10 protein-coding genes are annotated in these 12577 nt (G+C 52.1%); 6 read left to right on the top strand and 4 right to left on the bottom strand.

What is annotated here, in order from left to right; all coding sequences use genetic code 11:
- Window positions 1-27: 27 nt before the first annotated feature.
- Window positions 28-1569, bottom strand: coding sequence for an MASE1 domain-containing protein (locus tag FDW97_RS12405; RefSeq protein ID WP_137351102.1), 1542 nt, complete (start codon window positions 1567-1569; stop codon window positions 28-30).
- Window positions 1569-2198, bottom strand: coding sequence for a response regulator transcription factor (locus tag FDW97_RS12400; RefSeq protein ID WP_038638064.1), 630 nt, complete (start codon window positions 2196-2198; stop codon window positions 1569-1571). The genes FDW97_RS12405 and FDW97_RS12400 overlap by 1 nt, the downstream gene beginning before the upstream one ends.
- 336 nt (window positions 2199-2534) lie before the next feature.
- Between FDW97_RS12400 and tauA the strand changes: the two genes are divergently transcribed.
- Genes tauA through tauD form a run of 4 tightly spaced genes read left to right on the top strand, consistent with a single transcriptional unit; the run spans window position 2535 to window position 5951 of the window.
- Entirely contained in the window at window positions 2535-3497 is a 963-nt protein-coding gene (tauA, locus tag FDW97_RS12395; RefSeq protein ID WP_069323926.1) for a taurine ABC transporter substrate-binding protein, read from the top strand.
- 11 nt (window positions 3498-3508) lie between these two features.
- Window positions 3509-4276 (top strand): taurine ABC transporter ATP-binding subunit, encoded by a 768-nt coding sequence (gene tauB / locus FDW97_RS12390; protein ID WP_069323927.1) that lies wholly within the window; start codon window positions 3509-3511, stop codon window positions 4274-4276.
- A complete protein-coding gene (gene tauC / locus FDW97_RS12385; RefSeq protein ID WP_137351101.1) occupies window positions 4273-5103 on the top strand; it encodes a taurine ABC transporter permease TauC in 831 nt (276 codons plus the stop codon). The genes tauB and tauC overlap by 4 nt, the downstream gene beginning before the upstream one ends.
- Window positions 5100-5951, top strand: a complete 852-nt coding sequence (gene tauD, locus FDW97_RS12380; protein WP_038638080.1) for a taurine dioxygenase — start codon at window positions 5100-5102, stop codon at window positions 5949-5951. Before tauC ends, tauD begins: the two co-directional genes overlap by 4 nt.
- A gap of 79 nt (window positions 5952-6030) precedes the next feature.
- Here the strand turns inward: tauD and hemB are convergent, their stop codons facing one another.
- On the bottom strand, window positions 6031-7005 hold the full coding sequence (gene hemB, locus FDW97_RS12375; protein ID WP_085047660.1) for a porphobilinogen synthase: 975 nt from the start codon (window positions 7003-7005) through the stop codon (window positions 6031-6033).
- A gap of 502 nt (window positions 7006-7507) precedes the next feature.
- On the opposite strand from hemB, the gene FDW97_RS12370 reads away from it, so the two are divergent.
- Entirely contained in the window at window positions 7508-10351 is a 2844-nt protein-coding gene (locus tag FDW97_RS12370) for an autotransporter outer membrane beta-barrel domain-containing protein (protein ID WP_137351100.1), read from the top strand.
- An 83-nt stretch (window positions 10352-10434) separates the two neighbouring features.
- Window positions 10435-11058 carry a hydrogen peroxide resistance inhibitor IprA gene (iprA, locus tag FDW97_RS12365; RefSeq protein ID WP_137351099.1) on the top strand — a complete coding sequence of 208 codons (624 nt, stop codon included), beginning with the start codon at window positions 10435-10437 and terminating at the stop codon, window positions 11056-11058.
- Between the two features lies 1 nt (window position 11059).
- Here iprA and ampH read toward each other — a convergent pair whose 3' ends face one another.
- Window positions 11060-12217: a D-alanyl-D-alanine-carboxypeptidase/endopeptidase AmpH gene (gene ampH, locus FDW97_RS12360; protein WP_038638090.1), complete on the bottom strand. Its 1158-nt coding sequence runs from the start codon at window positions 12215-12217 to the stop codon at window positions 11060-11062.
- Window positions 12218-12577: the final 360 nt, after the last annotated feature.

Raw genomic sequence — 12577 nt, 5'->3', positions numbered from 1 at the left:
TCCGCAGTGACTAAGACTTTTTCCTGGTTAGCGGCTGGTTTGTTGCAAATTTGTGGGCAGGTTAACAATTACCCGCGTGCCGTGGTTCGATTCCAGCGTGAGTTCGCCACCGAGGGCGCTTACCCGCTCACGCATCCCCTGGATACCGAAACCGGGGATTTTTTCCGGGAGGATACCCACGCCGTTGTCATCGACTTCCAGTGACAGGCGGTGTTCCCGCTGGCGTAGCGTAATCGATACCTCGCTGGCATCGGCATGCTTACAGATGTTATTGAGTAGTTCCTGCATCAGGCGATACAGCGTGAAGCGCACCGTTTCATTTTCTGGCGTATTTTCCAGATGGTAATTAAATCGGCAGCGGATGCCCCGCTCGGCAAAGGCAAATTCATTCACCAGATGATACAGCGCATCTTTGAAAGACAGTTCATCAAGCGCGGGCGGGCGCAACTGGCGCAGAAGCTGGCGGGTGGAGTGGTGAATGCGCCGGGCAAGATCGTTGATCTGATTCGCCGCCTCAAGCGTTTGCTCGCGACCCGGCGCGCGTTTGACCAGTTGCGTCTGAATCTGGATGGCGGTGATGTTCTGGCCTATTTCGTCATGCAGTTCACGCGCTAAACTTTTTCGCGTGTCTTCCTCGGTACGAATCAGTTGTTCGGTCAGCGCACGTCGTGCCGCCAGTTCGGCTTCCAGACGCTGGCGATAATGGTGCAAGTTTTGCGCCAGATGCTGCTGGCGGCTGATGGCGATGCCAAGACCAATACCCAGCAACGCCTGCGTCGCGAGAAAAATCTCCAGTTCAAGAAGATTACTGAACCCCACGCCTATCTGCCGGGCGATGGTGATCATCATGCTGCCGAGCAATCCGGACAACACGCCGCCCTGCCAGCCAAATTTCCATGCCATCACCACGTTTGGTAAAAACACCACGATCAGCAGCAGGCGCTCGATATCCGGCGACAGTACCATCTGCGTGCCAATGCCAATAATAAAAAACAGGCTGCACCAGATGATAAGCGAGGTGCGCAGCGGGGGATTGGTGGTATCCAACCCGAGCAAATGATAACGGTGCTGCTGGCGCAGAAATTCATAGATCAGATAGACAAACGGCGTCAGCAGCACGCCGCCGGTAAACGACGCCAGGCCAATTAACGTTGCCGGGCTTGCGATAAACGGTGACAGCAGGGCGGTATTAAGCAATGAGGTAATTGTTACCGCGGCCAGCAGCAGTGTTAAGCGCTGCCAGTACAGGGGGAAGCGGTGCCAGTATGACTGACCGATGCTTGCCGGAAGAAGGCTAATGAATGGGGCTACCAGCAAAATATAGCCATTCAATAATTGCTCGCTGTGCAGCCAGAACAGCATCAGTACCGGCGGCAGCACCAGCGCGGGCCAGTAGCGGCGAGAAAGCAGAATCAACAGAGCAAGATAGACCCCGTGTGGCAGGAATAATGCCGCCTGCTGACCGTTGTGGGTCAGGTAAAACCCCAGCGTCCACAGCATCAACCAGCCCGATCCCCAGGCCAGCAGAATAAACAGGGAGATTACCCAATGACGAAGGTTACGCGACATTAATGCCCCGTCAGTAGCTGGTGGTCGAGGGCAAAATGCACCAGCTCGATAGTGCTGTGGCATTGCAGTTTGCCCAGCACGTTCGCGCGGTGGACGTGAACCGTTTTGTGGCTGAGATCGAGCTTAAAGGCAATTTCTTTCACGCTGTCGCCTTTGACCAATAGATCAAACACTTCGCGCTCGCGCGGGGTCAGTACCTCCAGGACCTGCGCGGGCTGCTCGCCGCCGCGTAATGCCCGCAGCGCATCGGCGCACAGATAATGCCCGCCCATACCCACCGATCGTACCGCCTGCACCAGTTCTTCGGGTCCACAGCGTTTGGTCAGATAGCCACTGGCGCCAGCATCCAGTGCGCTTTGTACAAACGTCGGCGAGTCATAAATGCTGAGAATAATGGCGCGAAAACCGGGCTTCTGCGCCCGCAGTCGTTTTAACAGGCTCAGGCCATTTTCATCCGGCATGGCGATGTCCATCACCGCGACGTTGACGTCATCATGCAGTAATGCAGGCCAGGCCTCCGCCGCGCTACTGAACTGACCGGTGACGTTGAGATCGTCTTCGAGACTGAGTAATTGCGCAAAGCCGGAACGCACCACCACATGGTCATCCACCAGCACAACATGAATCATGATATTGCTCTCTTGCCTGACAATAGCGTCTATGATGCCTGCCAGCGCAGCGCTGGCAATCATCCAGGCGCAGTTATGTAACGAATGTAACAAAATCGCAATAATTTACAGGCTGTGCAGCGAGAGTAGGCCTGATAAGCGTAGCGCATCAGGCATTCATTGCCGGATGGCGGCGCAAGCACCTTATCCGGCCTACGATTACATGCATTTTTGAGCTAACTATTGCCGGTTTTTTTCTAAAAACGCTTTGTTCTTAGCCAGAATTTTTAATTCCTTTATCAAAGTGGGCTGCAACGAAATACTGCCTCCTATAACAAGACAGGGGAGCAGACAATCATGGCTAATTCATCGCGTAACGCACTTCTTGCCGCACTGGCATTCATCGCATTTCAGGCGCAGGCGGTGAACGTCACTGTCGCGTATCAAACTTCCGCCGAACCCGCCAAAGTGGCGCAGGCGGATAACACTTTTGCTAAAGAGAGCGGAGCCACCGTTGACTGGCGCAAGTTTGACAGCGGCGCGAGTATTGTCCGCGCGTTGGCATCCGGCGACGTACAGATCGGTAACCTCGGCTCCAGCCCGCTGGCGGTAGCGGCCAGTCAGCAGGTGCCGATTGAGGTTTTCCTGCTGGCATCAAAGCTCGGCAATTCTGAAGCGCTGGTGGTGAAGAAAAACATCAGTAAACCGGAAGATTTGATTGGTAAGCGCATTGCCGTGCCGTTTATTTCCACCACCCATTACAGCCTGCTGGCAGCGCTGAAACATTGGGGGATTAAACCCGGCCAGGTAGAGATTGTGAACCTTCAGCCACCGGCGATTATTGCCGCCTGGCAGCGCGGAGATATTGACGGCGCGTACGTCTGGGCGCCTGCAGTCAATGCGCTGGAAAAAGACGGCAAGGTACTGACTGACTCGGAAAAAGTCGGTGAATGGGGGGCGCCAACGCTGGACGTGTGGGTGGTACGCAAAGATTTTGCCGAGAAATACCCTGAGGTAGTGAAAGCATTTGCGAAAAGCGCCATCGATGCGCAGCAGCCCTATATCGCCAACCCGGATGCCTGGCTCAAACAACCGGAGAATATCAGCAAGCTGGCGCGCTTAAGCGGTGTGCCAGAGGCGGATGTGCCGGGGCTGGTGAAAGGTAACACCTATCTGACTCCGCAGCAGCAAACCGCCGAGCTTACCGGACCGGTAAATAAAGCGATTATCGACACCGCGCAGTTCCTTAAAGAGCAGGGCAAAGTGCCCGCCGTAGCGACGGATTATAGCCAGTACGTGACCGATCGTTTCGTGCAATAAAGGGGTCGCTGATGCTGCAAATCTCTCATCTTAATGCCAGTTACGGCGGCAAACCGGTGCTTGAGGATATCAACCTGACGCTCGATAGCGGTGAACTGCTGGTGGTGCTGGGACCTTCCGGTTGTGGGAAAACCACATTGTTAAATCTGATTGCCGGATTTGTACCGTATCAACACGGCAGCATTATGCTGGCGGGCAGTAAGGTCGAAGGACCTGGCGCAGAACGTGGAGTGGTGTTTCAGAATGAAGGTCTGTTGCCCTGGCGCAACGTGCAGGACAACGTCACCTTCGGTCTGCAACTGACGGGCATGGAGAAGCCGCAGCGTCAGCGTATTGCTCAGGAAATGTTGCAGAAAGTGGGGCTGGAGGGCGCGGAAAAACGCTTTATCTGGCAGCTTTCCGGTGGGCAGCGTCAGCGCGTCGGCATTGCCCGGGCGCTGGCGGCCAACCCGCAGTTGTTGCTACTCGATGAGCCGTTTGGCGCGCTCGACGCCTTTACCCGCGAGCAGATGCAAACCCTGCTGCTGAAACTTTGGCATGAAACGGGGAAACAGGTGCTGTTGATTACCCATGATATCGAAGAAGCGGTGTTTATGGCCACGGAACTGGTATTGCTGTCGCCAGGCCCTGGCCGGGTGCTGGAACGACTGCCGCTTAATTTCGCCCGGCGTTTTGTGGCCGGAGAGGCGAGTCGCAGCATTAAGTCCGATCCGCAGTTTATCGCCATGCGCGAGTATGTGTTAAGTCGTGTCTTTGAACAACGGGAGGCCTTCTCATGAGCGTGGTGATTAATGACAAACCCCGCCGCCCACGGGCGCTGAACTGGCGTTGGCCGTTCTCGCGCCAGATGACTTTAAGCCTCGGTACGCTGGCCGTCATTTTGGCGCTGTGGTGGACGGTGGCGGCGCTGCAGTTAATCAGCCCGTTGTTTCTGCCGCCGCCGGGCCAGGTTTTGCAAAAGCTCATCAGTATTGCCGGGCCGCAGGGGTTTATGGATGCCACGCTGTGGCAGCATCTGGCGGCGAGTTTGACGCGTATTGTTATCGCGCTGCTGGCGGCGGTGCTGTTGGGGATTCCGGTCGGTATCGCCATGGGGCTGAGTCCGACGATTCACGGCATTCTCGATCCAATCATTGAATTGTATCGTCCGGTTCCGCCATTGGCCTATTTGCCGCTGATGGTTATCTGGTTTGGTATTGGTGAAACCTCCAAGATCCTGCTGATTTACCTGGCGATTTTCGCCCCTGTGGCGATGTCGGCGCTGGCGGGCGTAAAAAGTGCGCAGCAGGTGAGAATCCGGGCCGCGCAGTCGCTGGGGGCCAGCCGTGCGCAGGTGCTGTGGTTTGTGATTTTACCAGGTGCCTTGCCGGAGATTTTGACCGGACTGCGCATTGGACTGGGCGTGGGGTGGTCGACCCTGGTGGCGGCGGAGCTGATTGCCGCGACGCGAGGTTTAGGATTCATGGTGCAATCAGCCGGTGAGTTTCTGGCAACGGATGTTGTGCTGGCGGGGATCGCGGTAATTGCCGTTATCGCGTTTATTTTAGAGCTGGGTCTGCGCGCGCTTCAGCGCCGTCTGACGCCCTGGCATGGAGAAGTACAATGAGTGAACGTCTGAGCATTACCCCGCTGGGGCCATACATTGGCGCACAAATTACCGGCGCGGATTTAACGCGCCCATTAAGCGATAACCAGTTTGAACAGCTTTATCATGCTGTATTGCGCCATCAGGTGGTGTTCCTGCGCGAGCAGGTGATTACGCCACAGCAGCAGCGCGCGCTGGCGCTACGTTTTGGCGACCTGCATATTCACCCGGTCTACCCACATGCCGAAGGGGTGGACGAAATAATCGTGCTGGATACCCACAACGATAATCCGCCCGATAACGACAACTGGCACACTGATGTGACGTTTATTGACACGCCGCCCGCCGGTGCGATTCTGGCGGCGAAAGAGCTGCCATCGACAGGCGGAGACACCCTGTGGACCAGCGGGATTGCTGCTTATGATGCTCTTTCACAGCCGTTTCGCCAGCTGCTGAGCGGCCTGCGGGCAGAGCATGATTTTCGTAAATCATTTCAGGAATATAAATATCGCCAGACGCCAGAGGAGCATCAGCGCTGGCTGGAGGCGGTCGCCAAACATCCACCGTTATTGCATCCGGTGGTGCGTACCCATCCTGTGAGTGGCAAGCAAGCGCTGTTTGTGAATGAAGGGTTTACTACGCGAATTGTCGATGTGACGGAAAAAGAGAGCGAGGCGCTGCTGGGCTTTTTGTTCGCGCATATCACCAAACCGGAGTTCCAGGTGCGCTGGCGCTGGCAGCCTAACGATGTGGCGATTTGGGATAATCGCGTGACGCAGCACTATGCCAACGCGGATTATCTGCCGCAGCGGCGCATTATGCACCGGGCGACAATTCTTGGAGACAAGCCGTTTTATCGGGCCGGGTGAATAACCGCTGGCGCTTCGCTGACCGGACCTGGCGATAACAGGCCGGATAAGGCGAAGCCGCCATCCGGCACAAGGTCAATTAACGCAGGATTTTTTTCTCAGCCAGATCCAGCGCAAAGTAGCTGAAGATCAGATCCGCGCCCGCGCGTTTGATCGAACCTAAGCTTTCCAGCACCACTTTCTCTTCATCGATAGCACCCGCCATCGCCGCGAACTTGATCATCGCGTATTCACCGCTGACCTGATAAGCGCCAATTGGCAATTCGGTGCGTTCGCGGATATCGCGCAGAATATCGAGGTACGCGCCGGCCGGTTTCACCATCAGGCAGTCTGCACCCTGGGCTTCATCCAGCAGTGATTCGCGAATCGCCTCGCGGCGGTTCATCGGGTTCATCTGATAGGTTTTACGATCTCCCTTCAGCGCTGTACCTGCCGCTTCACGGAACGGGCCATAGAAAGAAGAGGCAAACTTAGTGGAGTAGGACATGATCGCGGTATCGGTGAAGCCCGCAGCATCCAGCGCCTGGCGAATAGCCTGCACCTGACCGTCCATTGCGGCGGAAGGGGCGATGAAATCTGCACCCGCAGCGGCAGCAACGACTGCCTGTTTGCCGAGGTTGGCAAGGGTTAAATCATTATCGACGCCGTGATCGCACAACACGCCGCAGTGACCATGCGAGGTGTACTCACAGAAGCAGGTGTCGGACATGACGATCATTTCCGGTACGGTCTGCTTACAGATACGCGACATGCGCGCCACCAGACCATCTTCTTTCCAGGCATCACTGCCGGTGTCGTCGGTGTGGTGGGAAATGCCGAAGGTCATGACCGAACGGATACCTGCATTGGCAATGCGTTCAATTTCGCGCGCCAGGTGTTTCTCTGGAATGCGCATCACGCCCGGCATGGCGTCGATGGCTTTGTAATCGTCGAGTTCTTCTTCAACAAAGATCGGCAACACCAGGTCATTTAAGCTGAGTGTTGTCTCTTCAAACATAGCGCGTAGCGCAGGAGATTTGCGCAGGCGGCGAGGGCGATGGATTAGGTCTGTCATGGTATGCCTGATGTTTGTGGAATCGAAGGTCGCAGTATACCTGAACCTGAGGGCGGGTGGTTTACGAAAGTTGGCGTTATGCGAGTGAGGTTCCACTCTTAATAACCTCTTTTACATATATACTATTTATATTTTTGCGATGTTAATTATTTTAGATATCGATTGGTTTTAATCCTGGTTCAGCTTTGTTTAATGTTTAATTAAGTTGCGAGGGGGGGGTATTATTTATTGCTTGCGTTTTTTATTTCTTTTTAAATGATAGGGTAAGTGTATGTGTTGGAGGTTTTTATTATTTTAATGCTCTGAATTTAAAAGTGTTTTAATTCTTCTTATGGAATTTTCTTAATTGTCTTATTTATGGTCTGCTTTCGGACTAAAGGCAAAGAATAATTGAACCTTTCATCCATGACGCCGCATAATCCTTCCTGCGAAACATAAAATGTTTTCTTTGCATTGATAATTGATGGATCAACAATATTACGTCCCTGAGGAGGGATGACAAATGCACACCTGGAAAAAGAAACTCGTAGTCTCACAATTAGCATTAGCCTGCACTTTGGCAATCACTTCTCAGGCAAATGCTACCACTTACGATACCTTTGGTTTTCACGACGATGCGACCACATATAACACGTCAGATGCTGACTACATGACCTACAGTGGTTATGTTTATAACAACGCAGCAACCGATAGCAGCTATTTCGACACCTCATTCTCTGGCGATACGGTGAATGGTGTTGTTTCGACGTATTATCTGAACCGCGATTATGCAGACGATACGGCAAATACCGTGAATGTAACCAATTCCACGATTCACGGTATGATTACCTCTAAGCAGGTATCTGGCTTTAATGATGCGATTGCGCATGACTGGGTTGACGGTGATATCTTCACATTAAATATCAATAACTCGACGATTGATGATGACTATGAAGCATTTTATTACACCGATACCTATCTGGATGGCACAACATCGAAGTCAGTCTACGAAACATATTCTGTAGCTGGACTGGGAACGGCGGTAACGCTGGATGTCGAAAGCGCTATCAATATTAGTAATAATTCACATGTTGCAGGTATTAGCCTGGAACAGGGTGATACCACCAATGCGGCGTATACCACTGGCGCAACTCAGTGGGATAACACCATTACGGTAAATGACTCAACCGTCACGTCGGGTTCTTATACTGCTGATGAATCAACGGGGCACTTTGGTAACTCTGCAGAGCCGAGTGATTACAGTAATTCCTCAACCCAGGATGATGTTGCACTATCGTTCACAGATAACAGCGCTTCTGCTAATCGTATGGTAAACACCGTCACGCTGAACAATTCTCAGTTGTTAGGCGATGTTATGTTTACGAGTACCTGGAACAGCAATTTTGATTCCGCTGGCCATCTGGTTGATGGTTCTACTTCAGATTATACCCACGGCGGTTGGGATGATGACGATCAAAACGTCGATCACCTGACTCTGACGCTGAATAATAGCAGTTGGACGGGGGCAGCCAACATTGACTATGACACCGTGACCCCTTCACAGTTCTATGATATTGCAGCTAACAGCTTAGATCCAAATGCGACAAGTTCTGATAACTGGAACCGTGTTAACAGTGCAAACTCCTTCCAGAGCGGTATATTTGATATCGCACTGAATAATGGATCTGTATGGAATACCACGAAAACGTCTCTGATTGATACCCTGGCTATCAACAGCGGTTCTCAGGTTAATGTTGCCGACGGTTCCAGCGTAACGTCTGATTCCATTACCCTGAACGGTGCTTCTACGATGAATATCGGCGAAGACGGCGCGGTTGATACCGATCACCTGACGATTGACACTAACAGTACCGTGACGCTGTCTGATGACGTCAGCTCTGCATGGTCAGGGGCTGCTTTGTATGCCAACACCATTACCGCAACCAACGGCGGTATGCTGAATGTCGAAACCAGCAATAATGGCACTTCCAGTCTGTTTACCGCCGGTACGCTGGAACTGACCAGCGGAAATGTGGCTGATAACAACGGCAACGTGTACGCCGGTGTATTCAATATTAACAGCAACAACTACGTACTGAATTCAGATCTCGTCAACGATCGTACCTGGGACACCACTCAGGCTAATTATGGTTACGGTATCATCGCGATGAATTCTGATGGTCACCTGACCGTCAACGGGAATGGTGATATCAATAGCGGCGACGAAGCTGATGCCAGCAGCACCAGTGATAACGTTATCGCTGCAACCGGTAACTACAAAGTTCGCATTGATAACGCAACGGGTGCAGGTTCTGTTGCTGATTATAAAGGCAAAGAGCTGATTTACGTTGATGACGTAAACACCAACGCCACCTTCTCTGCAGCCAATAAAGCTGACCTGGGCGCTTACACCTATCAGGCACAGCAGCAGGGGAACACCGTTGTTCTGCAGCAGATGGAGCTGACGGACTACGCTAACATGGCGCTGAGCATCCCCTCTGCCAACACCAATATCTGGAACCTGGAACAAGATACCGTGGGTACTCGTCTGAGTAACGCACGTCATGGTCTGGTCGATAATGGTGGCGCATGGGTCAGCTACTTCGGTGGTAGCTTCGACGCGGATAACGGCACCATTAACTACGATCAGGATGTTAACGGCATCATGGTCGGTGTTGATTCCAAAATTGATGGTAACAACGCGAGGTGGATTGTCGGTGCCGCGGCAGGCTTTGCCAAAGGAGATATGAGCGACCGTACCGGTCAAGTGGATCAGGACAGCCAGACTGCCTATATCTACTCTTCTGCTCGTTTTGCCAACAACCTCTTTGTTGACGGTAACTTAAGCTACTCTCACTTCAACAACGATTTGTCTGCCAGCATGAGCAACGGTCAGTACGTTGATGGTAGTACTTCTTCTGATGCCTGGGGCTTTGGCTTGAAACTGGGTTATGACCTGACGCTGGGTGACGCTGGCTACGTAACGCCTTATGGTAGTGTATCCGGCCTGTTCCAGTCTGGTGATGACTATAAGCTGAGCAACGACATGAAAGTTGACGGTCAGTCTTATGACAGCATGCGCTATGAACTGGGGGTTGATACAGGTTATACCTTCGCGTACAGCGATGACCAGGCGCTGACCCCGTTCTTCAAACTGGCCTATGTTTACGATGACTCGAACAACGATTCTGACATAAACGGCGACTCTATCGACAATGGCGTAGAAGGTTCTGCGGTACGTGTCGGACTGGGTACGCAGTTCAGCTTTACCAAAAACTTCAGCGCGTACACCGATGCTAATTATCTCGGTGGTGGCGATGTCGATCAAGACTGGTCTGCCAATGTTGGTGTTAAATATACCTGGTAAGAAATCTATCATAGAGAAAAAATAATTTAATCTGGAAAATGCCCGTCACGGATTTGACGGGCATTTATTGCAAGGAACGAGCAATGTTATCTACGAATAAACCTCTTCCTGAATTTAGTAAGCTTGATAAATGTTTATCGAAATATGGCAAGCACTTTGAATGTGATAACGATAAAGAAACTATATATTCCAGTGAGGTAAATAACGATGATACCGTTATTATTTTAAGTGGTGTAGTTTCCCTGAGACGCGGGGAGAATGTACTCGTCGGCATTGCGCAGGCACCCTTTATTATGGGGCTTTCAGATGGTGTGATGAAAACCGATGTACAATACAGATTAATAACCGAAAATTATTGTACGGGATATCATCTTCCTGCCTTACAAACGATTAATATAATTGAACAATGCCAGCTTTGGCGCGAAGCATTCTGCTGGTTGGCCTGGCAGAACCGCATGCTTGAAATGCGCGATCTGCAGCTGATTGGTAATAACTCCTACGATCAGATCCGCGCGACGTTGATATCCATGACGAAATGGGACGAAGGCCTGCGTTCGCGTATCGGCGTTATGAACTATATTCACCAACGCACACGAATTTCACGCTCAGTTGTCGCTGAGGTCCTCGCGGCATTGCGTAAGGGTGGTTACATTGAAATGAATAAAGGCAAACTGGTGAGCATTAAACGTTTGCCTTTTGAGTATTGAATCAGGATGCGGGAATAACCTGCGGTTTGTTTCCGCTCAACTCTGTGACCAGATCGTTAATACCATCACTCATATTGGTAAAACGCGTCAGCGGAGAACGGGTCACCACGACAAATGCCCCAACGTTTTTCTGCGGGATCATTGCCATATAGGTAATAAAACCACCGCCACCACCGGTTTTTTGAATAATTCCTGGGCGGCCATTCTTCGGTGCCATATACACCCAGCCCAAACCAAGCGCATCGGCTTTGCCCGGAACGTCCATCCCTATCACTTTGGTTAACTGCGTACGCTGATAAATCAGCGTCTGCATACGGTCGGCTTGCTGGCTGCGATGATAAAAATCAGAAGAGAGATACTGTTGCATCCAGCGCATCATATCGCCGGGCGTTGAATAGACGCCGCCGCTACCCATTGCCGCCAGGGTATTGTTACAAGGGCTGGCGCCTTTTTCCGCGACCATCAGACGTCTGCACTGATCCGGGGATGGGGTAAAGGTGGTGTCTTTCATTCCCAGCGGTCGGGTGATTTTTTCTTCAAACACCTGCGGATAAGGCTTACCGGCAGCAGTTCCCAGCGCGTCGGCCAGCAGGTCGAATGCCAGATTTGAATAAGAAGCCTGCGATCCTGGCGCGGCTTTAAGCGTGGCGGTTGAGAGATAGCTCCAGCGTTGTTCGCGGGTTGGCCAGACAAACACCGGGCGATGTGCTGCGCCGCCAGGCTGTTCGCGCGGCAGCGCGCTGGTATGCGTCGCCAGATTCACCAACGTGATTGGCGTTCCCTGATAAGTCGGCACGCGTGCGCCAGGTGGTGCATATTTACTCAAGGGATCGTTGAGTTTAACCGTGCCCTGATCGAGTAATTTCACCAGCACTTCGCTGGTCATTAATTTAGTGATAGAGGCAATGCGAATTACGGAATCCAGTTGTGGATGAACATTATTGCCGGGGCGCGTTTCGCCGAAGCTACGAAATACGCGTTGATTACCATCAATCACCACGAGCGCCATCCCCGTAGCACCACTGCCGTAAAATATATGGTCGGCATAACGATCGACGATATCTGAGGCGAAGACCGGATCGGTTATAGGCTGTGCCGCCTGGACAGATGTCAATGACGCCGCACACAGCGCGGCAGAAAAAAGCAGACTACGTTTCAACGGTGGTGTCCATGAGTTAGAAAAAGTGAAAAAGGATGTCGTGCGTATGCGTATTTATACTACTCAACGGCGTATTGCAAAGCGCTTATCAGCCAATAATAGTGTGAAAAACGTAACGATGAGTAAACGTGAGTGTTTCCCGGATTGTGGATGTTCGCTTTTGTGATCTCACGCTGTGATAATCTGCACATGCTGGAACGTTGTCGAGTGTGAAAACCACAGAAACAATTCTTCATCGCCGTGGGGCGAACTATGTGCCACGGTTTTGGTCACAATTGTCGGTTTCAGCTTGTGTTTTTTGGCGTAAGCCGTCTCGCCGCCGCATTTCCCGGTGGCAAACGCACAGCAGTCGTCATAACG

Origin of the sequence: Citrobacter sp. wls708 (assembly GCF_005281255.1) — a bacterium.
Classification (GTDB): Bacteria; Pseudomonadota; Gammaproteobacteria; order Enterobacterales; family Enterobacteriaceae; genus Citrobacter; species Citrobacter werkmanii.
This window is presented reverse-complemented; position numbering and strand designations above follow the sequence as displayed.

Coding starts and splice junctions, on each gene's coding strand:
- FDW97_RS12405 (WP_137351102.1), bottom strand. CDS start 1,569: ATGTCGCGTAACCTTCGTCATTGGGTAATCTCCCTGTTTATTCTGCTG.
- FDW97_RS12400 (WP_038638064.1), bottom strand. CDS start 2,198: ATGATTCATGTTGTGCTGGTGGATGACCATGTGGTGGTGCGTTCCGGC.
- tauA (WP_069323926.1), top strand. CDS start 2,535: ATGGCTAATTCATCGCGTAACGCACTTCTTGCCGCACTGGCATTCATC.
- tauB (WP_069323927.1), top strand. CDS start 3,509: ATGCTGCAAATCTCTCATCTTAATGCCAGTTACGGCGGCAAACCGGTG.
- tauC (WP_137351101.1), top strand. CDS start 4,273: ATGAGCGTGGTGATTAATGACAAACCCCGCCGCCCACGGGCGCTGAAC.
- tauD (WP_038638080.1), top strand. CDS start 5,100: ATGAGTGAACGTCTGAGCATTACCCCGCTGGGGCCATACATTGGCGCA.
- hemB (WP_085047660.1), bottom strand. CDS start 7,005: ATGACAGACCTAATCCATCGCCCTCGCCGCCTGCGCAAATCTCCTGCG.
- FDW97_RS12370 (WP_137351100.1), top strand. CDS start 7,508: ATGCACACCTGGAAAAAGAAACTCGTAGTCTCACAATTAGCATTAGCC.
- iprA (WP_137351099.1), top strand. CDS start 10,435: ATGTTATCTACGAATAAACCTCTTCCTGAATTTAGTAAGCTTGATAAA.